Below are 24,461 nucleotides of genomic sequence, written 5' to 3' on the forward strand. Positions count from 1 at the left end.
CACCTACCAGCAGTGGGTCCATGACTACAATCACCACAGACCCCACAGCGGCATCGGAAACACCCCACCCATCAACCGCGTTCACAAGGTCTCTGGGAGTTACAACTAGCCCTTGGCCAGCGCCGCGTAGCGGAACTTGAACGACGCGTCGAGCGTGTCGCTGGTTCCTGTCACATCGGTGCCGGTGACGGCGACCTGGGCACCCTGGAGCAGCGGCACGGTCGACAGCTGCGCGGCGACCTTGTCCTGGATCTCCTCGATCATCGCGGTGCGCGCGTCGGGATCGGCCGTGACGGCCTGCTTGAGGATCAGGGCGTCGACCACCGTGTCGCTGTAGTGGTTCTTGAGGAATCCGCCTTCGAGGAAGAACGGGGTCAGGTAGTTGTCGGCGTCGGAGTAGTCCGGGAACCAACCCAGCTGGTACACGGGGTAGACATCCGTCGTGCGGTCCTTCGAGTACTGAACCCACTCGGTGGTCTGCAGGTTGACTTTGAAGAGTCCCGATGCTTCCAGCTGGTCCTTGACCAGGGCGTACTCGTCGCCCGACGACGGGCCGTAGTGGTCGTTGCTGTACTGCAGGTTCAGCTCGACCGGACCGGTCACGCCGGCGGCCTCGAGGGTTGCCGCCGCCTTGTCGGCGTCGGGGGCACCCTCTCCGTCGCCGTAGAGGCCCTTGAGGGACTCGGTGGCGCCGGTGAGTCCGGCCGGAACGTAGGAGTACACCGGGGTGTACGTGCCCTTGTAGACCTGCTCGGCGATTTCATCCCGGTCGACCAGGTCGGCCACGGCCTGGCGCACTGCGAGAGCCTTGGCCGGGTCGGCCTCGGCGGTCTTGGCGCCGAACGGCTGGGTGTCGAAGTTGAAGACGATGTAGCGGAGCTCGCCGCCGGGGCCATCGACGACCTTGACCTTGTCGTTGCCGCGCAAGTCCTCGATGTCGGTGGCCGACAGGCTGCGGAACGCGACGTCGATGTCACCCTGCTGTACTTCGAGCTTCAGGTTGGAGGCGTCGGCGTAGTACTTCACGTTGACGACGTCGGTCTTGGCGGCGCCGAGGAGACCCTGGTAGTCCGGGTTGGCCTTGTAGCCGACCAGGTTGTTGAAGTCGTAGCTGGTGATGACGTACTGGCCGGCGAACGCGTTCCCGTCGACGATGTCCTGGTCCGGCGTGAGCTCCGTCGCCGAGAAGGTGTCCTCGTCGACGATGGGGCCGGCCGGGCTTGACAGGATCTGCGGGAAGATCTGGTCGTCGGCCTGCTTGAGGGTGAAGACGACGGTCGTGTCATCGGGCGCCGCGACGCTGTCCAGGTTGTAAAGCAGCGAGGAGGGGCCGTTGTCGTCCGCGATCGCGAGCTGGCGGTCGAAGGTGAACTTGACGTCAGAGGAGGTGAGCTCGTTGCCGTTGGCCCACTTCAGACCTGGCTTGAGGGTGACCGTGTACTCCGTGGGGCTGGTGAACGAGGCCGCGGTGGCGATGTCGGGCTCGACGTCGGGGCTGCCGTAGGGGGTGTTCATCAGGAACGGGAAGACCTGGTTCTGAACGGCGAAGGAGCCGTTGTCGTAGGACCCGGCCGGGTCGAGCGACGTAATCTTGTCGGTCGTGCCGATCGTGATGGCTTCGCCACCGGTGCTGGTCTCGTCGTCGGTTCCGCCGGCGGAGCAGCCCGCCAGGGTCAACGCGGCGACCGCGACAACCGCAGCGGCGCTGAGCCCTCTCGCGCGTGAAGTGGATGAGAATGCCATAGCCGTGAGCCTCTTCCTCTAGAAAACCGATGCCGCGGCGCACGAATCATGCGCGCCGGCATTGCTGTAGGAACAGAAATAGCACAGAATTCCCGGCGCCCCGCCGCAATCCAGCCGGAATATGGCGCATCTTTATCGAGCTGCAATCAACTATATCGAGCTGCAATCAAGGAGGAGCCGGGCGGGACGAGGCGCGCTCACTCCTCTCTGAGGTTGCGGCGCTCGGCCTCGACCCGCACCAGCTCCCGCTGCAACGCAACGTAGACCTCGCGATTGGTCGCATCCGCACGCTGGAGCCGGCCGAGCAGCTCGGCCTTCTGACGCAGCAGGTCCCGGTCGATCAGGGCCACGGTGATGTCGCGCACGTAGCGTCCGATTTCGCGTTCGGAGCGTTCCGGCAGCGAGGCCATCGCCAGCTCCTTGACCAGGTTCTCCAACGAAGCCGGCACCTCGGTGACGATGCGGTCGAGCCAGTCGACGGCGTCGTGGTGCGGAACGCTGGCCGCGATGGCGTCGCGCACCACCGCCAGTGAGCTGTTCACGAAACTCGTCGCCGCGGCACGCTGGATCAGGTCCACCCCGACGACGGTCGGGCGCTGCAGCATGGCCATCAGGCCGTCGCGTTCCAGCCGGGTCACCGGGTCGGTCGCCAGGTCGATCATGGAGAACGGCTGCTCCCGCGCGGCCGGCTCGTCCTCCCCCGGCCGGGCACTCGGAGTGGTCGTTCCAGTGCTCCGGGAGCGGGACAGGGCCGCGGAGACTGCCTTGCCCACCTCGCCGAGCTCCATGCCGAGCATGCGTGCCAGCTCATGCGTGTAGCCGGGGCGCAGGGTCGGGTCGCGGATGTCGCCGACGATCGGAGCCGCGGCGCGAAGCGCGGCAACGCGACCCTCCACGGTGTCCAGGTTGTACTGGCCCAGCAGCTGCCGGATCATGAACTCGAACATGGGTTTTTTCGAGTCGATCAGCCGGCGCACGGCGTCGTCGCCGCGGTGCAGCCGCAGGTCGCAGGGGTCTAGCCCCTCGGGGGCGACGGCCACGTACGTCTGGGCGGAGAAACGCTGCTCCTCACTGAACGCACGCACGGCGGCCTTCTGGCCGGCGGCATCCGGGTCGAACGTGAACACGACCTCACCGACCCCGCTGTCGTCGCCGAGAACCCGGCGCAGCACCTTGATGTGGTCGACACCGAAGGATGTGCCGCAGGTGGCGACCGCGGTCGTCACCCCCGCGAGGTGGCAAGCCATGACGTCGGTGTAGCCCTCGACGACCACGACCTGGTGACCGCGGGAAATGTCGCGCTTGGCGAGGTCGAGACCGTAGAGGACCTGGGCCTTGTGGTAGATCGGCGTCTCGGGGGTGTTCAGATACTTGGGTCCCTTGTCGTCGTCGAGGAGCCGGCGCGCCCCGAAGCCGATGGTCTGCCCGGTGATGTCGCGGATCGGCCAGACCAGGCGTCCGCGGAAACGGTCGTACACCCCGCTCGCCCCTTCCCTGCTGGAGACCAGACCGGCGAGAGTGAGTTCATCGGTGGAGAATCCCTTGGCGCGCAGGTGGTTGGTGAGCTCGTCCCAGCTTTTCGGGGCGAAGCCGACCCCGAACCGGGTGGCCGCGAGGGAGTCGAAGCCGCGTTCGCCGAGGAAGGTGCGCCCGACCAGGGCGCCGGGGCTGCCGAGGCGCTCCACGAAGAAATCGGCCGCGGCCTGGTTGGCGGCGTACAGGCGGGCCCGATTGGTGTGGTCCGGAGCGTCGCCGGCGCCGCCCTCGTAGTGCAGTTCGACACCGGCCCGGCCGGCGAGCCGTTCGACGGCCTCGCTGAAGCTGACGTGGTCCATCTTTTGCAGGAAGGAGTAGACGTCGCCGCTCTCGCCGCAACCGAAGCAGTGGTAGAAACCGACCTGCGGGCGCACGTGGAAGCTCGGATTGCGTTCGTCGTGGAAGGGGCACAGCCCCTTCATCGACCCGACGCCGGCGGACTTGAGACTCACATAGTCACCGACGATGTCGGCGATGTTGGTACGGGCCTTGACTTCTTCGATGTCGTTTTGTCGAATCAGGCCTGCCATAGCTGAATGTTAGTCCTGCCCGTGTCGGTGTTCGGTGCGGTGCCATCGTTCTGTGCGGTGCTGTCGGAGCTGACCGTGCCGTCGTCCACGCTGATGGTCAGTGTTTCACCAGGCGCGTGTACCAGGCCAGCGCGGACTGGTCCGTGAGGCTGGCCACCTGGTCGACGACCACGCGTTTGCGGGCGGCGTCGTCGGTGGCCGCGTGCCAGTCTTCCCGGTACCCCGCGTCGAGGTGTTCGTCCCCGGTCGCGTGCAGCGTTCGCGCCAGCAGCGTGAGCACCTGCCTCTGCTCCACGTAGATGGGCTTTCGGGTCTGGCGCGTCATCACGAAGGTCGCCACGATCCCCTTGAGCACGGCGATCTCCGCCTCGACCTCCCGTGGTACGACCACGTGGGCACCGAAGCGGATCAGGTCTGCGCCCGGGCTGGCTTCGCGGGTGGCGCGCACGGCGGCACCGCTGAAACGGCCGATCAGTTGACTGGTCAGATTCTTCAGCAGGCCCTGGTCGTGGCGACTGCCCGACCAGGTCTCGAGCCAGGCGTTGAGCGAGTCGAGTCGGTCGAAGGCGTCGGCCAGGTCTTCCTCGGAGAGACCGTCGCCGGTCCATTCGGTCATCGTGGCCAGGAGCGACTCGTGGTTGGCCCGACTGCCGAGCTGGCCGACGTCGATGTAGCCGTTGACGACGGCGTCCTCGAAGTCGTGCACGGAATACGCGATGTCGTCGGAGAGGTCCATGACCTGGGCCTCGATGCTGAGCCGGCGCTCCGGGGCCCCGGAACGCATCCACTCGAATGCCTCCCGGTCATCCGGGTAGAAACCGTACTTGGCGCGGCCGCTCGGATCGGCGACCGACGACTCCGCCGGCCACGGGTACTTGCAGCTCGCATCGAGGCTCGCACGGGTGAGATTGAGCCCGTAGCTGCGGCCGTCGCGGCCGAAGACCTTGGGCTCGAGGCGGGTGAGCAGACGCAGTGTCTGCGCGTTGCCCTCGAAGCCGCCGATGTCCGCGGACCAGGTGTTGAGAGCCTTCTCGCCGTTGTGTCCGAAGGGCGGGTGGCCGATGTCGTGCGCCAGGCAGGCGGTGTCGACGATGTCCGGGTCGAGGCCCAGCCGCAGGGCCAACTCGCGCCCGACCTGGGCCACCTCGAGGGAATGGGTGAGTCGGTTGCGCGCGAAATCGAGGCCGGCGGCCGGGCTGAGCACCTGCGTCTTGGCGGCCAGCCGACGCAGCGCGCTCGAGTGCAGGAGTCGGGCGCGATCGCGCGCGAAATCGCTGCGCCGTGAGCCGTGCTCCTCCGGCAGCCAGCGTTCCTCGTCGTGCCTGCTGTATCCGGTCTCGTTAGCCACCGCTTGTGTCCCCTTCACCTTCGGTCAGATTGGCGCGCTCCGCCGACACGAGCTCCCGGGAGTCGAGCCAGTGTTCGGGCAGGGAGGTTTTCTTCGGGCTTCCGGCCCGCCCCCGGGGACCCTCCGCGCCCTCGCCGGGGTATTCCTGGTCTCCGTCGAGCGTGCCGAGAAGGTCGTCGAGCTGCGCGAGCGAGACGACGGAGGCCAGGCTCGCCCGCAGGTCTCCGCCGACCGGGTAGCCCTTGAAGTACCAGGCCACATGCTTGCGGATGTCCCGGCAGGCCCGCTCCTCACTCTCGAAGAACTCGGTCAATAGCACCGCATGGCGCCGGAAGGCGTCGGCAACCTGTCCCAGGTCGGGCTGGATCCTGGCGGCCGCCGCACCCGACTCGCCGCCACGGAAGGCCGCGGCGAGGTCGCCGAAAAGCCAGGGCCGGCCCAGGCAGCCGCGGCCGACGACGACGCCGTCGCAGCCGGTCTCCGCGACCATGCGCAGGGCGTCCTCGGCGGACCAGATGTCGCCGTTGCCGAGCACGGGCACGCTGGTGATGGTGTCCTTGAGGGTTGCGATGGCGGACCAGTCGGCCTGGCCGGAATAGTACTCGGCGGCCGTGCGGGCGTGCAGGGCGATGGCCGCGACACCGGCCCCCTCGGCCGCCTTGCCGGCCTCCAGATAGGTGAGGTGGTCGGAGTCGATCCCCTTGCGCATCTTCACGGTCACCGGAACGTTGCCGGCCGCGGTGACGGCCCCCTCGACGATCTGACGGAAGAGCCCGAGCTTCCAGGGCAGGGCCGCGCCACCGCCCTTGCGGGTGACCTTGGGAACCGGGCAGCCGAAGTTCAGGTCGATGTGGTCGGCTCGGTCCTCGGCCACGAGCAGGGTGACCGCTTCGGCCACGGTTTTCGGGTCCACGCCGTACAGCTGGATGGAGCGCGTCTTTTCGCTCTCGTGGTGGTTGATCAGGCGCATCGACTCCGTCGTGCGTTCGACCAGGGCACGGGAGGTGATCATCTCGCTGACGTAGAGGCCCGCGCCGTATTCCCGGCACAGTCGGCGGAACGCCGTGTTGGTGATCCCGGCCATGGGCGCGAGAACGACGGGCACGTCGAGCGTGAGCGGGCCGATCGTGAGGGGCGCCGGGCTGGTCTGGGGTGCGGAAGTCATCCGTTCAATTCTCTCCCACGCCGGGGCGCCCCGCTGACGACCCGGCTAGACGCCGCAGGAGCCGCCGCCGCAGCATCCGCCGGCGTCGGCTCGGCCGAGAAGTTTGATCGGGGGATGGGCCGGGGCCTCGACGGGGACGGTCGGGGTGGTGGTGTCGGGGGCGGTGCTCATGCGTTCTTCTCCTCGATTTTTTCGGTCTGTGCCTGGCGGAGGGCCTCGGCGAAGGTGTCCGGGTCCTGTGCACCTGAGATCCCGTATCTTCCGTCGATGACGAAGAAGGGCACCCCCTGGATTCCGTACGCGTTGGCCTGGGCGACGTCGGCCTTGACGTCCGGGAGGAAGTCGTGGGCGGTCAGGGCGCGGACGACGTCGTCGCGGTCCAAGCCGATTTCGGCGGCCAGGTCGGCGAGGTCTTCGATCCGGCCCACGTGGCGGCCGTCGACGAAGTAGGCCTTGAGCAGGCGTTCCTTCATGTCGAGCTGGCGGCCGTGCGCCTTCGCGTAGTGCAGCAGCTCGTGCGAGATGACGGTGTTGGTCTGGTGCACCGAGTCGTAGTCGTAGTGCAGCCCGACGTTCTCGGCAATGCCGGTGACGCGCTCGAGCATCAGCTCGACCTCCGCGACCGGCAGGCCTTTGCGTTGGCTCAGGTAATCGACGGGGCTGCCGTCGAAGTCGACCGGGGTATCCGGCGCGAGTTCGAAGCTGTGGTATTCGACCTCGACGTTTCCGTCGAACAGGGCCGCCCCGGCCTCGAATTTGCGCTTTCCGATGTAGCACCAGGGGCACTGCACGTCGGACCAGATGTCTACTTTGATGGTTTCACTCACTGTGGGACCAACCGACGGAGGGTGCTCGTCTATTCCCGGATCTCGACGAACTCGGTGCCCGGGGGTGCTCGATCACCGGGGATTTCCGGCCTACGCGGTCGGCGTGTCCACCGCGCCGCCGTACCGGCGATTGCGGGACGCGTAGATCTCGATCGCCCGCCACAGGTCCACCCGGCCGAAGTCCGGCCAGAGGGTGTCCAGGAACACCATCTCCGCGTAGGCGCTCTGCCAGAGCAGGAAGTTGCTGGTGCGCTGCTCCCCCGAGCTGCGCACGAACAGGTCCACGTCGGGGAGGTCCGCGGTGTACAGGTGCCGCTGGATCGATTTCTCGGTGATGCCGGCCGGTTTCAGCCTGCCCGCGGCGACGTCCTCGGCCAGCGCACGCACGGCATCCGCGATCTCGGTGCGCCCGCCGTAGTTGACGCACATGGTCAGGGTGAGCACGTCGTTGCCCGCGGTCAGCCGTTCGGCGAACTGAAGTTCTGTGATGACGGATGCCCAGAGCCGGGGCTTGCGTCCGGCCCACCGCACGCGCACTCCCCACTCATTGAGCTGGTCGCGCCGGCGGTGCAGCACATCCCGGTTGAAGCCCATCAGGAAGCGCACCTCGTCCGGCGACCGCTTCCAGTTCTCGGTTGAGAACGCGTAGACGCTCAGATGCTTGACGCCGATCTGGATGGCGCCGGCGACGACGTCGAGGAGCGCCGCCTCCCCGGCCTTGTGGCCTTCCACTCGCGGCAGGCCGCGCGCGTTCGCCCACCGGCCGTTGCCGTCCATGACGACCGCCACATGCTCGGGCACGGCCTTCCTTGGCAGGGAGGGAGGGTACAGGCCCGTCCAGTCCAGAGGCTTGAACGGCACCGCATCCTTGTGGGTGAGGGGCTTCTGGCCGAAGGGGTTGAGGTTGAACGGCTTGGAGGTCATCGACTCACGTGTTCCAACGATCGGAGGCCGCGTCCGAGGTGCCACTGCGTGTACGCGGCGACGACCCCGGTGGCCTGGGCTCTGGTTTGCGGCGGGGTGGACGTGGTGTGCTCCCAGTCCCCGGTCAGCAGGGAGCCGAGCAGGGCGATGGTGGCCGGATCGAGCCGGGGCGAGCCGGGGGCCGCGCAGTCGTCGCACACGATCCCACCGACCTGCACGACCATCGCGGAATGGTCACCCCGGGCGCCGCACCGCGCGCAATCCTGGAAACTGGGAGCCCAGCCGGCCATCGACAGCGCCCGGAGCAGATAGGAATCGAGGGTGAGACCGGCGCCGTGCTCACGGCGGGACAACGACCGGAGGGCACCCACCAGCAGCAGGTACTGCTGCAGCGACCCCTCCGCCTCGGTGAGCTTGTCGGCTGTTTCCACCATTGCACTGGCCGCCGTGTAGCTCGGATAGTCCGCTGTGATCAGGGCCCCGTAGGACGCGATGGACTCCGCCTGCGTGATGACGTCAAGGCTCCGACCCTCCCAGAGCTGCACATCGGCGACCATGAACGGTTCCAGTCGGGCGCCGAATTTCGACGCGGTGCGACGCACGCCTTTGGCGACCGCGCGCACCTTGCCGTGCTGGCGGGTGAGCATGGTGACGATGCGGTCGGCTTCGCCCAGTTTCTGGGTGCGCAGCACGACGACATCATCACGGTAGACAGGCACCCTAGGATTCTCCCACCTGGCGGGAGCACTGGATGCCGAGCGCGCCGACGCCCACCGTTTCAGTGGTTTCATTAGGGGTGCCCTCGACCTCTTTCTTCATCCCGCTCTGGCTCGACCTCACTGCCGTCGCCATCGGAGCCGTGCAGGGCGCCATGTTCGCCGGCCGCTTCACCGACCGCCGCTTCGACCTGCTCGGGATCGCACTGATCGGGGTCACCGTCGGGCTCGGTGGCGGGTTGCTCCGCGACATCCTGCTGGGCGGCGTGCCCGCCGCCCTGCAGAGCAATTGGTACCTGCCGGTGTGCGCGGGGGCTGCCCTGCTGGGAATGCTGCTGCAGAGCCTGTTCAACCGGCTCGGCCCGTTCATCATCGCCCTCGACGCGGTGACCATCGGACTGTTCGGAGCCCTCGGAACCAGCAAGGCGCTCGCCGCCGGCCTGCCGGAGATTCCCGCCCTGTTCGTGGGGGTCATCACAGCGGTGGGCGGGTCGGCCCTGCGGGACATGATGCTGAACGTGCCGATCGCGGTGATGCACGTGGGGTCGTTCTACGCCGTCGCGGCCGGGGTCGGCAGCGGGCTGCTGGTGGTGCTCTTCCTTCTGCAGGTGCCGATCACGGTGGCCGGGATCGCCTGCGTCGTGGTGACGACGGTCATCCGGATCCTCGCCGCCCGATATGGCTGGAGCCTGCCGCAGCAGCGGGCGATCGGCAGCTGGCCGCGGTGGCGGCGCGACAATATCGTGGCCTTCCGGCGGCACAGGGGCCGCGGGGCCTGAGTCCGAACAGTCCCGAAACTGGACCACATACGACGGAATCCGCTCTCGCCTTTCCCTGCGTCCCGGGTGAAACTAATGAGAAGAACTCACGTCGTTTGGAGGAACCTCATGAACATGCTGAAGGGCAACGTGCCCGATTCCATGCCGGATTTGATGCCGGTCCTGTCCCGAGGCAAGCACAGAAACCCGCGTTCCGGCGCCTGTTTCATGGAGTTCGCCTCCTATCTCGCCGGTGAGGCGTGGAGCGACCACCCGGCCTGCACGCATCCCCTGCTCGCCTCCGTGGCCCGAATGGTGAACGACTGCACGTCGGACACCGCCCGTGCCCGGTTGGTCCCGCTGATTCCGCCGGTGATCGGTCTGCGCGGGGACAACGCGAGGGTGCGACTGCTGATCGCGCTGCGCGCGGCCACCTCGGCGCTCCCGGTCACCAGCGCCGACCACCAGCGGGCCCTCGCCGTGGGGATCCTCAACTGCGAACGGCACCTGACCGAGGCCGACGGAATGATTCCAGACGACGTCGCCCTGCGCATCCGCACTGCGTTCGACGCGGCACCGACGACCGAACGGTGGGCACGGGAGTTCATCTCGTCGATGGGATCCTGGTCCCGGAGCAAGTTCACGGATCGCACGGCGGAGACCATCATCCGGGTGTCCGTGCAGGGCATCGCGGAAGCGTGTGTTCCCGACCCGGACGGCCAGCTCTACGACCTGCTCGCCGGGGCGATCGACGACTGCACGATGGTGCTGACCCCGGAGCCCGCGACCCGGCCGGCCACGCCGACCGCGGAGCCGACCCACGTCGCTCCGGCCAACCGGGCACGGTCGAAGGATGCCGCGCGACTCTGAGAACCACAGCACGCACCACCAGAATCGCCGTTCCGGCCGAACGTGTCCCCGGAGGGAGGTCTTTCGGCCGGGACGGCGATTCTCAGTTCACGCAGCGGTTGAGGCCGCACCGGTTCAGGCGGTCGCGTCTGCCAGGGATCGCTCGCCCGCCTCGGCGCGGATACCGCGGTTGACCGCGGACACCACCGATTTGAGCGAGGCAGTCGAGATGTCCGCGTCGATGCCGACACCCCAGAACCGCTTGCCGTTGACGTCGAGTTCGACGTAGGCGGCGGCGAGGGCGTCGCCGCCGGCCGACATGGCGTGCTCGACGTAGTCGTAGAGGGTGATCGCGATCCCGCGCTCGGCCATCACGCCGAGGAACGCCGCGATGGGGCCGTTGCCCGAAGCGACCGCACTGGACACGCTCGCATCATCGCGCAGGTCGACAGACAGCTCGACCGAACCGGAGAGGTCGCTCGAGGTGCGCGTGGCGTGCAGTTCGAACCGACCCCACTTGGCGTCGGGCGTGGTCTGGCTGGCCGGCAGGTACTCGTCGTTGAAGATCGCCCAGATCTGCTCGCTGGTGACCTCGCCGCCCTCCTGGTCGGTCTTGGACTGCACGACGCCGGAGAATTCGATCTGCAGCTTGCGCGGCAGGTCCAGGGCGTGGTCGGTCTTGAGCAGGTAGGCCACGCCGCCCTTGCCGGACTGGGAGTTGACCCGGATCACCGCCTCGTAGCTGCGACCGAGGTCCTTCGGGTCGATCGGCAGGTACGGAACCGCCCAGAGGAGGTCGTCGACGCTGCAACCCTGTGTGGCGGCATTCGCGGCCATGGCCTCGAAGCCCTTCTTGATGGCGTCCTGGTGCGAGCCGCTGAACGCGGTGAAGACCAGGTCGCCGGCCCAGGGGCTGCGTTCGGGAACCGGCAGCTGGTTGCAGTACTCGGCGGTGCGCTTGACCTCGTCGATGTTGCTGAAGTCGATCTGGGGGTCGATTCCCTGGGTGAACAGGTTGACGCCCAGCGCCACCAGGTCCACGTTGCCGGTGCGTTCGCCGTTGCCGAACAGGCAGCCTTCGATGCGGTCGGCGCCGGCGAGGTAGCCCAATTCCGCGGCCGCGACGGCGGTGCCGCGGTCGTTGTGCGGGTGCAGGGAGATGAGCACGTTCTCGCGGTGGGCGAGGTGCCGGGACATCCACTCGATCGAATCGGCGTAGACGTTGGGGGTGGCCATTTCGACGGTTGCGGGCAGGTTGATGATGACCTTGCGCTCGGGAGTCGGCTCGAGGATCTCGAGGATCTGGTTGCAGACGTCGACGGCGAATTCGAGCTCGGTGCCGGTGTAGCTCTCTGGGGAGTACTCGTAATAGACCGTTGTGCCGGGGACGGTTGCCTCAGCGGCACGACAGAGACGCGCGCCGGCCAGTGCGATGTCGATGATGCCCTGCTTGTCCTCGCGAAACACGACCTCGCGCTGCAGCACGCTGGTGGAGTTGTAGAGGTGCACGATGGCCTGCTTGGCCCCCGCGATCGACTCGTAGGTGCGCCGGATCAGGTGCTCGCGCGCCTGCGTGAGCACCTGGATGGTCACGTCATCCGGGATGGCATTGTCATCGATCAGGCTGCGCACGAAGTCGAAGTCGGTCTGGCTCGCCGACGGGAAGCCGACCTCGATCTCCTTGTACCCCATGCGCACGAGCATGTCGAACATGATGCGCTTGCGCTCGGGGCTCATCGGGTCGATCAGCGCCTGGTTGCCGTCGCGCAGGTCGACCGCGCACCAACGCGGGGCCTCGGTGATGTGCTTGCCCGGCCAGGTGCGGTCGGGCAGTTCGACCGTGAACTGCTCCTGGTATGGGCGGTACTTATGAATCGGCATCCGGGATGCGGACTGGTTGTTCTTCATGATCTGTGATCTCCTCGCGAATGGTGGGTAGCCAACGACGAACTCCGCGACGAGGGAGGCCTCAGATTAGGACTCGTCGCGGCAGCGAAGAAGGAGCTCACCGAAAAACATAAGTGCAGGCTACCATCCCCCGCGGGAAGGTCAACCGACGGGCCGCTAGAAGCCCAGGCGACCCAGCTGTTTCGGGTCGCGCTGCCACTCCTTGGCGACCTTGACCCGGAGCGAGAGGAAGACCCGCTTGCCCACGAGAGGTTCGATCTGTTTGCGCGCGCGCACGCCGACGTCCTTCAACCGGCTGCCCGACTTGCCGATGATGATGCCCTTCTGGCTGTCCCGCTCGACGAACAGGTTCGCGTAGATCTCGACCAGTTCCTGGTCGTCGCGCTCGATGATGTCGTCGATGGTCACGGCGATCGAGTGCGGCAGTTCGTCGGTGACGCCCTCGAGCGCCGCCTCGCGGATGTACTCCGAGATACGCGATTCGAGGCTCTCGTCGGTGACCGCGTCGGCCGGGTAGAGCGGAGCATCCGACAGGGGCAGCAGTCGCAACAACTCGGCGCCGAGGATATCGAGCTGGATGCGGCTGGTCGCCGAGATCGGCACGATCGCCTCCCAGTCACGCAGCTGCGAGACTGCGAGGAGCTGGTTGGCCACACTGGTCTTGGAGGACATGTCGATCTTGGTCACGATGGCCACCTTCCGGGCCCGCGGAAAATTGTCCAGCTGTTCGTTGATGAACCGGTCGCCCGGGCCGATCGGTTCGTTGGCCGGAATGCAAAGGCCCACCACGTCCACGCCGGACAGCGTCGACTGCACCAGGCTGTTCAGCCGTTCGCCCAGCAGGGTGCGCGGCTTGTGGATGCCCGGGGTGTCGACCAGAATCAGCTGGCCGTTCTTCTGGTGCACAATGCCGCGGATGGCACGCCGGGTGGTCTGCGGCTTCGATGACGTGATCGCGACCTTCTCCCCCACCAGCGCGTTCGTCAGGGTGGACTTGCCCACGTTGGGGCGCCCCACAAACGACACGAACCCCGCTCGGAATCCCTCTACTTCAGTCATGACCGTTCACTCTCTCATCGTCCGACACTCCGAGGAATGCGTTCTGCGCGTCTATCAGCGCTTGGTCTCGTTCAACCAGCACGGTGCTGATTCTCTTGCGGCGGCCCTCGGTGCGTTCGGCTGTGAGGACCAGCCCACTCGCCCGGGCGACCGAACCCGCGACCGGCAACCGGCCGAGGGCCTTGGCCAGCAGGCCACCCACCGAGTCGACGTCGTCGTCATCCAGTTCCAGGTCGAACAGTTCGCCGAGCTCGTCGACCGGGAGCCGCGCACTGACCCGGAAGCGGCCGTGGCCGAGGTCTTCGACTTCCACCACGTCGCGGTCGTACTCGTCGGAGATGTCTCCCACGAGTTCCTCGATCAGGTCTTCGAGGGTGACCAGTCCGGCGATTCCACCATACTCGTCGACCACCATGGCGAGGTGGTTCGACTCGAGTTGCATTTGGCGGAGCAGGGCGTCGGCTTTCTTGGACTCGGGCACGAAGACGGCGGGCCGCTCGAGTTCGCGCACCGTGAGGCTCTCCACGTTCGGCGGCCGCTCGTAGACGAGCCGGGCCACATCGCGCAGGTACAGGATGCCCGTGACGTCATCCACTTCGCCGTCGATGACCGGCACCCGGGAGAAGCCCTTGCTCAGGAACAAGCCCATCGCCGCGCCGATCGAGGAGTCCGCTTCGATGGTGACCATGTCGGTGCGCGGGATCATCACCTCGCGCACGACGGTCTCGTTGAACTCGAAGATGGAGTGGATCAGTTCCCGGTCGTCCTCCTCGAGGACGTCGAGCTCGGTGGCCTCGTCGACCATGCTGAGCAGCTGGTCCTCCGACGTGAACGTGGCCAGCCGCGTGCGCCCGGGGGTGACCCGGTTGCCGAGCGCCACGAGCGCGTTGGCGATCGGGCCGAGGAGCACCCGGAGGAAGTGCACCAGCGGCGCGGTCGCGGCCAGGAGTTCCACGGGGTGCGCCCGGCCCACGCTACGCGGGCTGGCGCCGACGAGCACGAAGGAGACCGCGGTCATCAACAGGGAGGACAGCAGCAGTGCCAGCCACAGCTCCTCGATTGTGGTCGCGAAGACGAGGGTGACGAGCACGGCCGCCGTGGTCTCGGCGATGATCCGCACGAAACTGATGGTGTTCAGGTGCGCGCCGGTGTCGGCGGCGATGGCGGTCAGGGAGCGCCTCGCCCGGGACTTCTCGGCCAGGTCGTGGATGTCGGCTCGTGACTGGCTCGTGACGGCGGCATCCACCGCGGCCATCAGGCCGCCGAAGGCGACCAACAGGATGGCCGACGTGAGAAACCACCCGATCATCGGTCGCGGAGGCGTTCCTGCAGGGCGAAGCCGATCAGGATGTCGCGCTGGATGCCGAACATCTCCTTCTCCTCGGCGGGTTCCGCATGGTCGAATCCGAGCAGGTGCAGCACGCCGTGCGTGGTGAGCAGCAGCAGCTCTTCCAGGGTGCTGTGCCCGGCCGTCTCGGCCTGGCCCTGGGCCACCTGCGGGCAGAGCACGATGTCGCCGAGCAACCCCGGCGGGGTTTCGGCCTCTTCGGTGCCCGGGCGCAGCTCGTCCATCGGGAAGCTGAGCACGTCGGTGGGGCCCGGCTCATCCATCCACTGCACGTGCAACTGCTCCATCGCGCCCTCGTCGACGAGCACGATCGCCAGTTCGGCGTCGGGGTGCACGTGCATGGAGTCCAGAGCGTAAGCGGCCAGGCGCAGGATGGCGGCCTCATCGACCGGGATGGTCGATTCGTTGTTGATGTCGATGCTCAAGAGGATCTCCGTTTCGGAAGGCGGTCGCGGGGAGTGTTGGGGCGGCCGGGTCCTCGACTGGCGAATTCACGCGCCTGGTCGCTTTCGTAGCGGTCGGCCTGCTTCTGCGCGTCGTACTCGGTCCAGGCGTCGACGATCCGGCCCACGAGGGAGTGCCGCACGACGTCGGCACTGGTCAGACGCACGAAACGGATGTCGTCGACCCCGTCGAGCACCCGGCTCACCAGGCGCAGCCCGCTCGATCCGGCCGGCAGGTCGATCTGGGTGATGTCCCCGGTCACGACCATTTTGGAACCGAACCCCAGGCGGGTCAGGAACATCTTCATCTGCTCGGGGGTGGTGTTCTGCGCCTCGTCGAGCACGACGAAGGAGTTGTTGAGCGTGCGTCCACGCATATAGGCGAGCGGGGCCACCTCGATGGTTCCGGCGGCCAGCAGCTTGGGCACGAGCTCCGGGTCCATCATCTCGTTTAGGGCGTCGTAGAGCGGGCGCAGGTACGGGTCGATCTTCTCGGTGAGGCTGCCCGGCAGGAAGCCGAGCCGTTCCCCGGCCTCGACGGCCGGGCGGGTGAGGATGATCCGGTCGACCTCCTTGCGCTGCAGCGCCTGCACGGCCTTGGCCATCGCCAGGTAGGTCTTTCCGGTGCCGGCCGGCCCGATCCCGAACACGATGGTGTCGGTGTCGATGGCGTCGACGTATTCCTTCTGCCCGATGGTCTTGGGGCGGATGCTCTTGCCTCGGGAGCTGAGGATGGCCGGGCCGAGGCGTTCGGACGGGCTTGTGGAACTGTCCTCGTGCAGCATCCGTGACGACGTGCTCACCTCGGACTCGGCGAGGTCGCGGCCGCCGCTCACCATGAGCAGCAGTTCCTCGATCAGGCGCCGCGCCGCCTCGACCTGCTCGGTCTGGCCGGTGAGGGTGATCTCGTTGCCGCGCACGTGCACGCTGACTCCGGGGTGTTCCTTCTCGACGGTGGCGAGCAGGCGGTCGTCGGCGCCCAGCAGGCGCACCATGGCGACGCCATCGACCGTGATGTGTACCTCGGCCTGGCCGGGACCCTCCGTTCCGGGCCCCGTGGTCTCAGCGGAAGCCAAGCGTTCCCTCCCCGAGGGTTCCGGCGGCGGTCTGCGGGGCGAGCAGGTGCGCATGAACGTGGAAGACGGTCTGTCCGACTGCGGCACCGGTATTGAACACGAGCCGGAACTGGCCGTTCGACACCGTGGCCGCCACAGCGTTGGCGACCTCGACGAGTTCGACGAGGAGCCCGGGGTCTCCGGCCGCGAGTTCGACGACGTTGCTGTACTGGGACGTTTTCGGCGTGATCACGATGTGCACGGGCGCCTGCGGGGCGATGTCGTTGAAGGCGATGATCCGGTCGGTTTCGGCGACAATGGTCGCCGGGATTTCGCGCGCGGCGATACGGGTGAAGATGGACGGTTCTCCGGTGGAAGACATATCTCTATCTTAAGCTCGCGCGCTACCAGCGGCCGAGCGTCGTGTTCAGAATGGAGAGCGCGGCTGGGCCCGCGGTGGAGGTGCGCAGCACGTTGTCCCCCAGCCGCACCGGGGTGGCGCCGGCCTGCTCCAGCAGGGTCAGCTCGGCCGGGGAGATACCGCCCTCGGGGCCGACGACGAGCAGGATCTCCCGGTCGTCGGTCGGCGCCGCCTGCGACGTGAGGCGTTCAGTCGCGGAGGGTTCCAATAGCAGCATTCGGGTGGAGCCGGCCAGCTCGGCCAGCATTTTTGTGCTCATCAGGTCCGCGACAGTGGGCAGCCACGCGCGGATCGACTGCTTGGAGGCCTCGCGCACGATGCTGGACCAGCGATCTCGGCCCTTCTGCACCTTCGCACCCTCCCAGCGGGTCACCGACCGGGATGCGGCCCAGGGGATGACCCCGTCGATGCCGAGCTCCGTGGCAGCCTGCACGGCCAGTTCGTCCCGGTCTCCCTTGGCGAGGGCCTGGACCAAACGGATGCGCCGCGTCACGCGCGCGGTCACGGTCACCGTTTCGACGCGCAGGGTCAACAGGCTCGCGTCCGCGCCGACCACGGTGGCGGAGAGCATCAGCCCGGCCCCGTTCCCGATCTGCAGGTGCTCACCCGGTCGCACCCGGCTGACGGTGACCGCGTGCCGCGCCTCGGCGCCGGTGATCCCGACGACTGCCCCCGGCACGCAGTCGGTGGCCAGGAGCGCCTCATCGATGAAGAAATGTGCCATGGACGTCTAGCCGCGGAACCGATCGCGCAGCTTGGCGAACAGGCCCTGCTGGAAGGCGCTGAGTGACGGTTCCGGCGCTTTGTGGCGGGCGGCGAAGGCTTCGATCAGTTCGCGTTCCTTGTGGTCGAGGCGGGTCGGCGTGACCACGTGAACGCCGATCTTCAGGTCACCGCGCCCGTTTCCGCGCAGTCGGGTGACGCCGCGGTCCTTGACCGTGATGACCTCGGCGCTCTGCGTGCCCGGCTTGAGTTCGACCTCGATGTCGCCGTCGAGCGCCTTGACGGTCGCGGAGGTGCCGAGGATGGCATCCGTCATCGGCACCTCGAGGGTGGCGAGCAGGTCGTCGCCGTCGCGGCTGAAGACGTCGTGGTGGCGTACCTTCATCTCGAGGTAGAGGTCGCCGTTGGGGCCGCCGGCCGGGCCGGCCTCGCCGCTTCCGGGCATCTGCAGGCGCAGGCCCGTGTCGACCCCGGCGGGGATGTCGACGGGGACAGTGCGTCGCGCGCGCACGCGGCCTTGGCCCTGGCAGGTGACGCAGGGCGTGGCGATGATCGTGCCGTAGCCGCGGCAGGACCCGCAGGGGCTGCTGGTCATGACGTTGCCGAGCAGCGAGCGCACAGCGCGCTGGATGTTGCCGGTGCCGTGACAGATGTCGCAGGTGACGGGTGCAGTGCCCGGCTGGCAGCAGGTTCCGCTGCAGGTACCGCAGACGATGGCCGTGTCGACCTCGAGGTCGCGGTGCGTGCCGAAGATGATCTCGTCGAGGTCGAGTTCGACCCGGATCAGGGCGTCTTGGCCGCGCTCGCGGCGAGACCGGGGGCCGCGGGTGGATCCCCCGCCGCCGCCGAAGAAGGTTTCGAAGATGTCGCCGAAGTTGCCGAAGTTGCCGTCGAAACCGCCACCCGCGCCTCCCCCCGAGCGGCCGTTGCCGCCGCGGTCGTAGTTGTCGCGCTGCTTGGCGTCGCTGAGCACGTCGTAGGCGTGCGTGACGGACTTGAAACGTTCGGATGCATCCGCTCCCGGGTTCACGTCGGGGTGGAGCTGCCGGGCGAGCTTGCGGTAGGCCTTCTTGATCTCGTCGGTCGAGGCGTCGCGTGCAACGCCGAGTACTTCGTAATGGTCAGCCAAAGCTGGCTCTCCTAGGTCTGTTCTGAAATATGGGTTCGTTCTGAATGCGGGCCCCCGACCTCTGGGCAGGGGGACCTGGTCAATTCTCGCCGAGAAGGCGTGAAAGGTAGCGGGCGACCGCTCGGACGGCCGCCATGTTGTTTGAATAGTCCATTCGGGTGGGGCCCAGCACGCCGAGGCGGGCCAGGTTGCCGCCCTGCGACGAGTAGCCGCTGGTGAGCACGGATGTCTCGGCCAGACCGAACGGGGCGTTCTCCCGGCCGATGCTGACAGACACGCCGTGCTGGTCGGTGGCCATCTCACCGAACAGCCGCAGGAGCACGACCTGTTCTTCGATGGCCTCGAGCACCGGGTAGATACTGCCGGTGAAGTCTTCCTCGGTGCGCACGAGGTTGGCGGCGCCGGCCATCACGAGCCGGTCCTGCCGGTTCGCGCCGACCTGGTCGCGCAGTGTGCCGATGATCAGCTCCACGGCTTCCTGCTGATCGAACGAGCCGAGGTCGGCGGCGGCGGTCAGGGTGCCCGCGGTGAGGGAACCGGCGGCCTCGCTCATGCCGAGACCGACCAGGGCCGCATTCAGCCGGGCCCGCAGCTCGACCAGAACGGTTTCCGCCAGCGGCCGGGGCAGGTCGACGACGCGCTGCTCGACACGTCCGGCATCCGTGATCAGAACGGACAGGAGGCGGGTTTCGGATAGAGGAACCAGTTCGATATGGCGCACCTTCGCGCGGGACAGCGACGGATACTGCACCAGCGCGACTTGGTGGGTGAGCTGGGAGAGCAGCCGCACGCTGCGGGCCAGCACCTCGTCGAGGTCGGCCGATTGGCCGAGGAACGTCTCGATGGCCTGGCGCTGCGCCGCCGAGAGCGGCCGCAGATCGGCGAGGTGGTCGACAAACAGGCGGTAACCCTTGTCGGTGGGGATCCGGCCCGACGAGGTGTGCGGGGCCGCGATCAACTCCTCCTCTTCGAGCAGGGCCATGTCGTTGCGGATCGTGGCCGCCGAGACCCCGAAGGAGTGCCGGTCGACGATAGATTTGGACCCGACGGGTTCGCGGGAGGCAACGTAGTCCTGAACGATCACCCGCAGGACTTCGAGACTGCGATCGGACACCATGACTCTCGCCTCCTCCCAGCGTCGTGAGTGCAGCACTGGTTGGCACTCGGGGTATGTGACTGCCAATCATACCGCGACCGGCTGGGCTTCCCCATTGCTCCCGAATGTCTGGGCGCGGTAACTTTGGCATGTACCACCCCTTCCCCTGTGCACTGAAAGGCACGATCATGAGCAATTTCACCGGTCCCGGACCCGGACCCGATGATCCCTACCAGGGCCAGCGGCCGCCGCAACCGCCGTATCAGCCTGCCGCCCCCGGACCGTCACCTGTGTCCGAGGCGGATGACCGCCAGTGGGCGTCCCTCGCCCACCTCGGCGGGATCCTGATGTTCCTGCCGTCCCTGGTGCTGTGGCTGCTCTTCAAGGACCGCGGACCCCTGACCGGCGTCGAGGCCAAGGAAGCGCTCAATTTTCAGATCACACTTCTGATCGGCTACTTCGCGGTCAACTTCTTTGCGACGGTCATCGGCTTCCTCACGTTCGGCATCGGCGGCGTCATCGGTGGTCTCGCCTGGGTGCTCTACATCCTCGGCGTAGTCTTCTCGGTGCTCGGCTATCTCCAGGCCAAGGATGGGAACCACTACCGGTACCCGTTCGCCCTGCGCCTCATCAAGTAGCCGGCCCGAGCCAGTCTTTTCTATCGAAGGAGCAACATGTCCGATTACACCCCGCCTCCGCCTAACCCGTACCAGGCACCGACTCAACTGAACCCGGCCGACGAGAAGCTGTGGGCCACTCTCATCCACATCGGTGGGATTCTGTTCGGCCCGCTGCCCGCTCTGGTCGGCTACATCGTGCTCAAGGAACGCGGCCCGTTCATCCGGGCACACACGGCGGCCGCCCTGAACTTCCAGCTGACGCTGCTGCTCGCCTACATCGTGGGTTCGGTCCTCACCATCGTCGTCGTCGGCTTCCTGCTCCTGGCTGCCGCCTGGGTGCTGGCGATCGTCTTCGGCATCATGGCCGCCCTTGCGGCGAACCGGGGCGAGTACTACACGTACCCGCTCACGATCAAGTTCGTGAACTAGTCAGTCCGCGACCAGTCGGCGCACGACGGCATCCGCCAGGAGGCGTCCTCTTCGGGTCAGTTCGACGGACCCGGAGAGGGCTGCTCGCGCGTCGATGAGTTCGTCAGCGATCAGCCCGGCCACCTCGCGGCGGCCGAGCGGGCTGAGGGAGTCGATGCGAATGCCCTCGCGGATGCGGGTGAGCAGCAGCACCCGCTCCACTTCCTGGGTGGCCGCGTCGAGGGTCTCCCGACCCGCGGCCGGTGAGTCGCCGGCGCGGATCCGGTCGCCATAGGCCGACGGATGCTTGACGTTCCACCAGCGCACCCCGCCGATGTGGCTGTGCGCTCCGGGCCCGACGCCCCACCAGTCCTGGCTGCGCCAGTAGGCAAGGTTGTGGCGGGAACGGTGAGCGTGGTCCGTGGCCCAGTTGCTCACCTCGTACCAGCTGTAGCCGGCCCGCGACAGAAGGTCATCGGCCAACTCGTAGAACTCCGCCTGCACGTCGTCGTCGACCGAGGCCAACTCGCCGCGCTTGATCTGGCGGGCGAGTTTGGTGCCCTCCTCAACGATGAGCGAGTACGCGCTGATGTGCGTGGGTGCCTGACGGATGGCGTGCTCGAGGCTGGTGCGCCAATTCGCGAGGGTCTCCCCCGGAGTGCCGTAGATCAGGTCGAGGGACACGTCGAGGCCGGCCTCGCGGGCCCACTGCACGACCAGTGGCACGCGCTCGGGGTCGTGGGTGCGCTCGAGGGTGGCCAGCACGCTCGGCACAGCGGACTGCATGCCGAAGGACACCCGGGTGAAGCCTGACTCGGCGAGGCGGGCGAGGTAGGCGGCGTCGACAGAGTCGGGGTTCGCCTCGGTGGTCACCTCCGCGTCGGGCGCGATGCCCCAGGTGGAGCGCACGGCCTGCAGCATCCGCACCAGGTCGTCGGCCGGAAGCAGGGTGGGGGTTCCGCCGCCGAAGAAGACGGTCGCCGCCTCGCGGGCTGGCACGCCCGACAGGGTCAGGATGCGGCCGGCCGCCTCGACCTCGCTGATCGCCTGACCGGCATAGTCGTGCTGTGATGCGCCGCGCAACTCGGTGGCGGTGTAGGTGTTGAAATCGCAGTAGCCGCAACGCACCCGGCAGAACGGCACGTGCAGGTAGACGCCGAAGTCGCGCCCGGCCGCCCCCACGGCGGCCGAGGCCGGTAGCAGGCCGTCGCGGGGTGCGGGGTCGCCGAGAGGGAGGGCACTGCCCATTCGGTTAGACCGCGCCGATCGGATGCAGCGCGCGCAGGTACCGTGCTGTGATTTTCGACTGCTGCCGTCGCACGAGCGGCCAGCCGAGCCGGTAGACCCAGGAACTGGGGCGCGAGAAGGCACGGATGGTGAGCCAGACCGAGTCGTCCGCGCGCCTCTCGACGATGAATGACTCCTCACCGCTGGCTGGGTGCCCGGCCATGGTGCCGTAGGCGTAGCCGAGGCGGTTGGGCTCATCGATCACGTAGACCACACGCACGGGGGCGTCGATCGTGAAGGGCCCGAACTTGGTCGTGAGGTGCGCGGACATCCCGTTGACGATGTAGGGGGTTCCGTCCTCGGCGAAGACGGCCTCGTCCGGCTCGACCTTCTGGTTGCGGGCGGCCTGACCGTCGGCGTCGAAGACGAGCCCCGTGTACTGCTGACCGGTGCCGTCCAGAAGGTCGGTGACGGTCATGCCGCTCCCCCGCTGCACACCCCAGGTCATCAGCGACTTCGAGGCGAGCTCGAAGCGCTCCTCGCCGCTGCCGAGGCGCACGGTGCGCTCGAGGGGCCGGTACCCCTTGGGTGGGAACCGGAGAAGGTCGGGGGCGAGGGTGCCGCCGATGGACGCGTAGGTGACGGCTGTGTCGGTGAAGGTGGCGCGGCGCATCCGTCTACTTCTTCTTCGGGGGTTCGTCGCCGGACAGGGCGGCAATGAACGCCTCCTGGGGAACCTCGACCCGGCCGACCATCTTCATTCGCTTTTTTCCCTCTTTCTGCTTCTCCAGCAGCTTGCGCTTGCGGGAGATGTCACCGCCGTAGCACTTGGCGAGGACGTCCTTGCGAATGGCGCTGATCGACTCGCGTGCGATGATACGGGCGCCGATCGCGGCCTGGATGGGAACGTCGAACTGCTGCCTCGGGATGAGTTTCCGGAGGCGCCCGGTCATCAGCACGCCGTAGTCGTAGGCCTTGTCGCGGTGCACGATCGCGCTGAACGCGTCGACCTGTTCGCCCTGCAACAGGATGTCGACCTTGACCAGGTCGGCCTCCTGCGAGCCGATCGGCTCGTAGTCGAGCGAGCCGTAGCCGGCGGTGCGGCTCTTCAGGTTGTCGAAGAAGTCGAACACGATCTCGCCGAGCGGCATCGTGTAGCGGATCTCGACCCGGTCTTCACCGAGGTAGTCCATGCCGAGCAGGGTTCCGCGGCGGCTCTGGCAGAGTTCCATGATCACACCGACGTAGTCCTTGGGCGCGAGGATGGCCGCCTTCACGATGGGCTCCTCGACCTTGGCGATCTTGCCGTTCGGGAACTCGCTCGGGTTGGTCACCGTGACCGACTTCTTATCGTCGGTGGTGACCTCGTAGATCACGCTGGGAGCGGTGGTGATCAGGTCGAGGCCGAATTCGCGGTCGAGCCGCTCGGTGATGATCTCGAGGTGCAGCAGGCCGAGGAAGCCGCAGCGGAAACCGAATCCGAGGGCGACGGATGTCTCGGGCTCGTAGACGAGGGACGCGTCGGAGAGCTTGAGCTTGTCGAGGGCCTCGCGGAGGGCCGGGTAGTCGCTGCCGTCGATCGGGTACAGGCCCGAGAAGACCATCGGCTTGGGCTCGGTGTAACCGGGCAGGGCGACGGTCGCGGGGCGGAGCGCCGTGGTGACCGTGTCGCCGACCTTCGACTGGCGCACATCCTTCACGCCCGTGATCAGGTAGCCGACCTCGCCGACTCCGAGGCCCTTGCTGTTGGTGGGCTCGGGCGAGGTGACGCCGATCTCGAGGATCTCGTGCGTGGCCCGGGTCGACATCATCTGGATCTTCTCGCGCGGGCCCAGCTTGCCGTCGATCATGCGCACGTAGGTGACGACGCCGCGGTAGCTGTCGTAGACCGAGTCGAAGATCATCGCGCGGGCCGGGGCGGCCGGGTCGCCCACCGGGGCCGGGATGAGGCGGGTGGCCCGGTCCAGGAGTTCGGCGACGCCGACGCCGGTCTTACCGGAGACCCGGAGCACGTCGTCGGGGCTGCCGCCGATCAGGCTGGCGAGCTCCTTCGCATACTTGTCGGGGTCAGCGGCCGGCAGGTCGATCTTGTTCAGCACCGGGATGATGGTGAGGTCGTTCTCCAGCGCCAGGTAGAGGTTGGCGAGGGTCTGCGCCTCGATGCCCTGGGCGGCGTCGACGAGGAGGATGGCTCCCTCGCACGCGGCCAGGCTGCGGGACACCTCATAGGTGAAGTCCACATGGCCGGGAGTGTCGATCATGTTCAGTGCGTAGGTCTGGCCGTCGAGTTCCCACGGCATCCGAACGGCCTGGCTCTTGATGGTGATGCCGCGCTCGCGCTCGATATCCATCCGGTCGAGGTACTGGGCGCGCATCGAACGGTCGTCGACGACGCCGGTGATCTGCAGCATCCGGTCGGCCAGCGTGGACTTGCCGTGGTCGATGTGGGCGATGATGCAGAAGTTGCGGATGAACTCGGGCGGGGTGGCGGCCGGTTCAAGCGCCGTGAGGGGTCTCGGTGACATGGTCTGGCAATTCTCCCATAGGTGGCTGGGTCCCCGTTTCGCCGCTGCTGCTCCGCGTTCCAGGCGGCCGCTCTGGACCGCTCAGCGCTCGACGCTCGACGCT

The 24,461-nt window shown here is 67.3% G+C and carries 25 protein-coding genes; 5 read left to right on the top strand and 20 right to left on the bottom strand.

Features of this window, described 5'->3' with window-relative positions; translation table 11 throughout:
• Nucleotides 1-109, top strand: a 109-nt coding sequence (locus E3O67_RS01695) for an integrase core domain-containing protein (protein WP_167726416.1), incomplete at its 5' end; no start/stop codon positions are given.
• On the opposite strand, the gene E3O67_RS01700 is transcribed toward E3O67_RS01695, so the two are convergent.
• The 8 genes from E3O67_RS01700 to recO all read right to left on the bottom strand — a co-directional run bounded on the left by E3O67_RS01700 (nt 106) and on the right by recO (nt 8,792).
• Nucleotides 106-1,743: an ABC transporter substrate-binding protein gene (locus E3O67_RS01700; RefSeq protein WP_134432198.1), complete on the bottom strand. Its 1,638-nt coding sequence runs from the start codon at nt 1,741-1,743 to the stop codon at nt 106-108. The genes E3O67_RS01695 and E3O67_RS01700 overlap by 4 nt on opposite strands.
• A gap of 197 nt (nt 1,744-1,940) precedes the next feature.
• A complete protein-coding gene (gene dnaG / locus E3O67_RS01705) occupies nt 1,941-3,809 on the bottom strand; it encodes a DNA primase (protein ID WP_135101621.1) in 1,869 nt (622 codons plus the stop codon).
• A 97-nt stretch (nt 3,810-3,906) separates the two neighbouring features.
• Complete coding sequence (locus tag E3O67_RS01710) at nt 3,907-5,157, bottom strand: deoxyguanosinetriphosphate triphosphohydrolase (protein WP_174776779.1); 1,251 nt, start codon at nt 5,155-5,157, stop codon at nt 3,907-3,909.
• Nucleotides 5,150-6,322, bottom strand: coding sequence for a tRNA dihydrouridine synthase DusB (gene dusB / locus E3O67_RS01715; RefSeq protein ID WP_134432204.1), 1,173 nt, complete (start codon nt 6,320-6,322; stop codon nt 5,150-5,152). Before dusB ends, E3O67_RS01710 begins: the two co-directional genes overlap by 8 nt.
• A gap of 45 nt (nt 6,323-6,367) precedes the next feature.
• Nucleotides 6,368-6,493 (bottom strand): hypothetical protein, encoded by a 126-nt coding sequence (locus E3O67_RS17590; protein WP_255575484.1) that lies wholly within the window; start codon nt 6,491-6,493, stop codon nt 6,368-6,370.
• Nucleotides 6,490-7,149: a DsbA family protein gene (locus E3O67_RS01720; RefSeq protein ID WP_134432206.1), complete on the bottom strand. Its 660-nt coding sequence runs from the start codon at nt 7,147-7,149 to the stop codon at nt 6,490-6,492. The genes E3O67_RS17590 and E3O67_RS01720 overlap by 4 nt, the downstream gene beginning before the upstream one ends.
• A gap of 90 nt (nt 7,150-7,239) precedes the next feature.
• On the bottom strand, nt 7,240-8,073 hold the full coding sequence (locus E3O67_RS01725; protein WP_135101623.1) for an isoprenyl transferase: 834 nt from the start codon (nt 8,071-8,073) through the stop codon (nt 7,240-7,242).
• Nucleotides 8,070-8,792: a DNA repair protein RecO gene (gene recO, locus E3O67_RS01730; RefSeq protein ID WP_134432210.1), complete on the bottom strand. Its 723-nt coding sequence runs from the start codon at nt 8,790-8,792 to the stop codon at nt 8,070-8,072. Before recO ends, E3O67_RS01725 begins: the two co-directional genes overlap by 4 nt.
• A gap of 77 nt (nt 8,793-8,869) precedes the next feature.
• Here recO and E3O67_RS01735 point away from each other — a divergent pair, with 77 nt between their 5' ends.
• Nucleotides 8,870-9,568, top strand: coding sequence for a trimeric intracellular cation channel family protein (locus tag E3O67_RS01735; protein ID WP_241981922.1), 699 nt, complete (start codon nt 8,870-8,872; stop codon nt 9,566-9,568).
• 108 nt (nt 9,569-9,676) lie between these two features.
• Complete coding sequence (locus E3O67_RS01740; protein WP_174776780.1) at nt 9,677-10,417, top strand: hypothetical protein; 741 nt, start codon at nt 9,677-9,679, stop codon at nt 10,415-10,417.
• A 114-nt stretch (nt 10,418-10,531) separates the two neighbouring features.
• On the opposite strand, the gene leuA is transcribed toward E3O67_RS01740, so the two are convergent.
• From leuA to hrcA, 9 genes are all read right to left on the bottom strand, one after another.
• The gene (leuA, locus tag E3O67_RS01745) at nt 10,532-12,304 is read right to left on the bottom strand and encodes a 2-isopropylmalate synthase (RefSeq protein ID WP_134432214.1); all 1,773 of its coding nucleotides are present in this window, start codon (nt 12,302-12,304) and stop codon (nt 10,532-10,534) included.
• 156 nt (nt 12,305-12,460) lie between these two features.
• Complete coding sequence (gene era / locus E3O67_RS01750) at nt 12,461-13,363, bottom strand: GTPase Era (protein ID WP_134432216.1); 903 nt, start codon at nt 13,361-13,363, stop codon at nt 12,461-12,463.
• Nucleotides 13,356-14,672, bottom strand: a complete 1,317-nt coding sequence (locus E3O67_RS01755; RefSeq protein ID WP_134432218.1) for a hemolysin family protein — start codon at nt 14,670-14,672, stop codon at nt 13,356-13,358. Before E3O67_RS01755 ends, era begins: the two co-directional genes overlap by 8 nt.
• The gene (gene ybeY / locus E3O67_RS01760; protein ID WP_134432220.1) at nt 14,669-15,136 is read right to left on the bottom strand and encodes an rRNA maturation RNase YbeY; all 468 of its coding nucleotides are present in this window, start codon (nt 15,134-15,136) and stop codon (nt 14,669-14,671) included. Before ybeY ends, E3O67_RS01755 begins: the two co-directional genes overlap by 4 nt.
• Nucleotides 15,133-16,230: a PhoH family protein gene (locus E3O67_RS01765; RefSeq protein WP_370259839.1), complete on the bottom strand. Its 1,098-nt coding sequence runs from the start codon at nt 16,228-16,230 to the stop codon at nt 15,133-15,135. Before E3O67_RS01765 ends, ybeY begins: the two co-directional genes overlap by 4 nt.
• Nucleotides 16,217-16,591 (bottom strand): HIT domain-containing protein, encoded by a 375-nt coding sequence (locus tag E3O67_RS01770; RefSeq protein WP_134432224.1) that lies wholly within the window; start codon nt 16,589-16,591, stop codon nt 16,217-16,219. The genes E3O67_RS01765 and E3O67_RS01770 overlap by 14 nt, the downstream gene beginning before the upstream one ends.
• Before the next feature lie 22 nt (nt 16,592-16,613).
• Nucleotides 16,614-17,354, bottom strand: a complete 741-nt coding sequence (locus E3O67_RS01775; protein ID WP_135101629.1) for a 16S rRNA (uracil(1498)-N(3))-methyltransferase — start codon at nt 17,352-17,354, stop codon at nt 16,614-16,616.
• A 6-nt stretch (nt 17,355-17,360) separates the two neighbouring features.
• A complete protein-coding gene (gene dnaJ, locus E3O67_RS01780) occupies nt 17,361-18,482 on the bottom strand; it encodes a molecular chaperone DnaJ (RefSeq protein ID WP_134432228.1) in 1,122 nt (373 codons plus the stop codon).
• 79 nt (nt 18,483-18,561) lie between these two features.
• The gene (gene hrcA, locus E3O67_RS01785) at nt 18,562-19,599 is read right to left on the bottom strand and encodes a heat-inducible transcriptional repressor HrcA (RefSeq protein WP_134432230.1); all 1,038 of its coding nucleotides are present in this window, start codon (nt 19,597-19,599) and stop codon (nt 18,562-18,564) included.
• Between the two features lie 167 nt (nt 19,600-19,766).
• Between hrcA and E3O67_RS01790 the strand changes: the two genes are divergently transcribed.
• Both E3O67_RS01790 and E3O67_RS01795 read left to right on the top strand, forming a co-directional pair.
• Entirely contained in the window at nt 19,767-20,216 is a 450-nt protein-coding gene (locus tag E3O67_RS01790) for a DUF4870 domain-containing protein (protein WP_134432232.1), read from the top strand.
• Between the two features lie 36 nt (nt 20,217-20,252).
• Nucleotides 20,253-20,627 carry a DUF4870 domain-containing protein gene (locus tag E3O67_RS01795; protein ID WP_134432234.1) on the top strand — a complete coding sequence of 125 codons (375 nt, stop codon included), beginning with the start codon at nt 20,253-20,255 and terminating at the stop codon, nt 20,625-20,627.
• On the opposite strand, the gene hemW is transcribed toward E3O67_RS01795, so the two are convergent.
• The 3 genes from hemW to lepA are packed head-to-tail and all read right to left on the bottom strand — an operon-like array spanning nt 20,628 to nt 24,358.
• Entirely contained in the window at nt 20,628-21,854 is a 1,227-nt protein-coding gene (gene hemW, locus E3O67_RS01800; protein WP_135101631.1) for a radical SAM family heme chaperone HemW, read from the bottom strand.
• A 4-nt stretch (nt 21,855-21,858) separates the two neighbouring features.
• Nucleotides 21,859-22,506, bottom strand: coding sequence for a DUF1990 family protein (locus tag E3O67_RS01805; RefSeq protein WP_134432238.1), 648 nt, complete (start codon nt 22,504-22,506; stop codon nt 21,859-21,861).
• Nucleotides 22,507-22,510: 4 nt separating this feature from the next.
• On the bottom strand, nt 22,511-24,358 hold the full coding sequence (gene lepA / locus E3O67_RS01810) for a translation elongation factor 4 (RefSeq protein ID WP_134432240.1): 1,848 nt from the start codon (nt 24,356-24,358) through the stop codon (nt 22,511-22,513).
• Nucleotides 24,359-24,461: the final 103 nt, after the last annotated feature.

It is taken from the genome of Cryobacterium sp. TMT3-29-2, from assembly GCF_004564305.1.
Classification (GTDB): domain Bacteria; phylum Actinomycetota; class Actinomycetes; order Actinomycetales; family Microbacteriaceae; genus Cryobacterium; species Cryobacterium sinapicolor.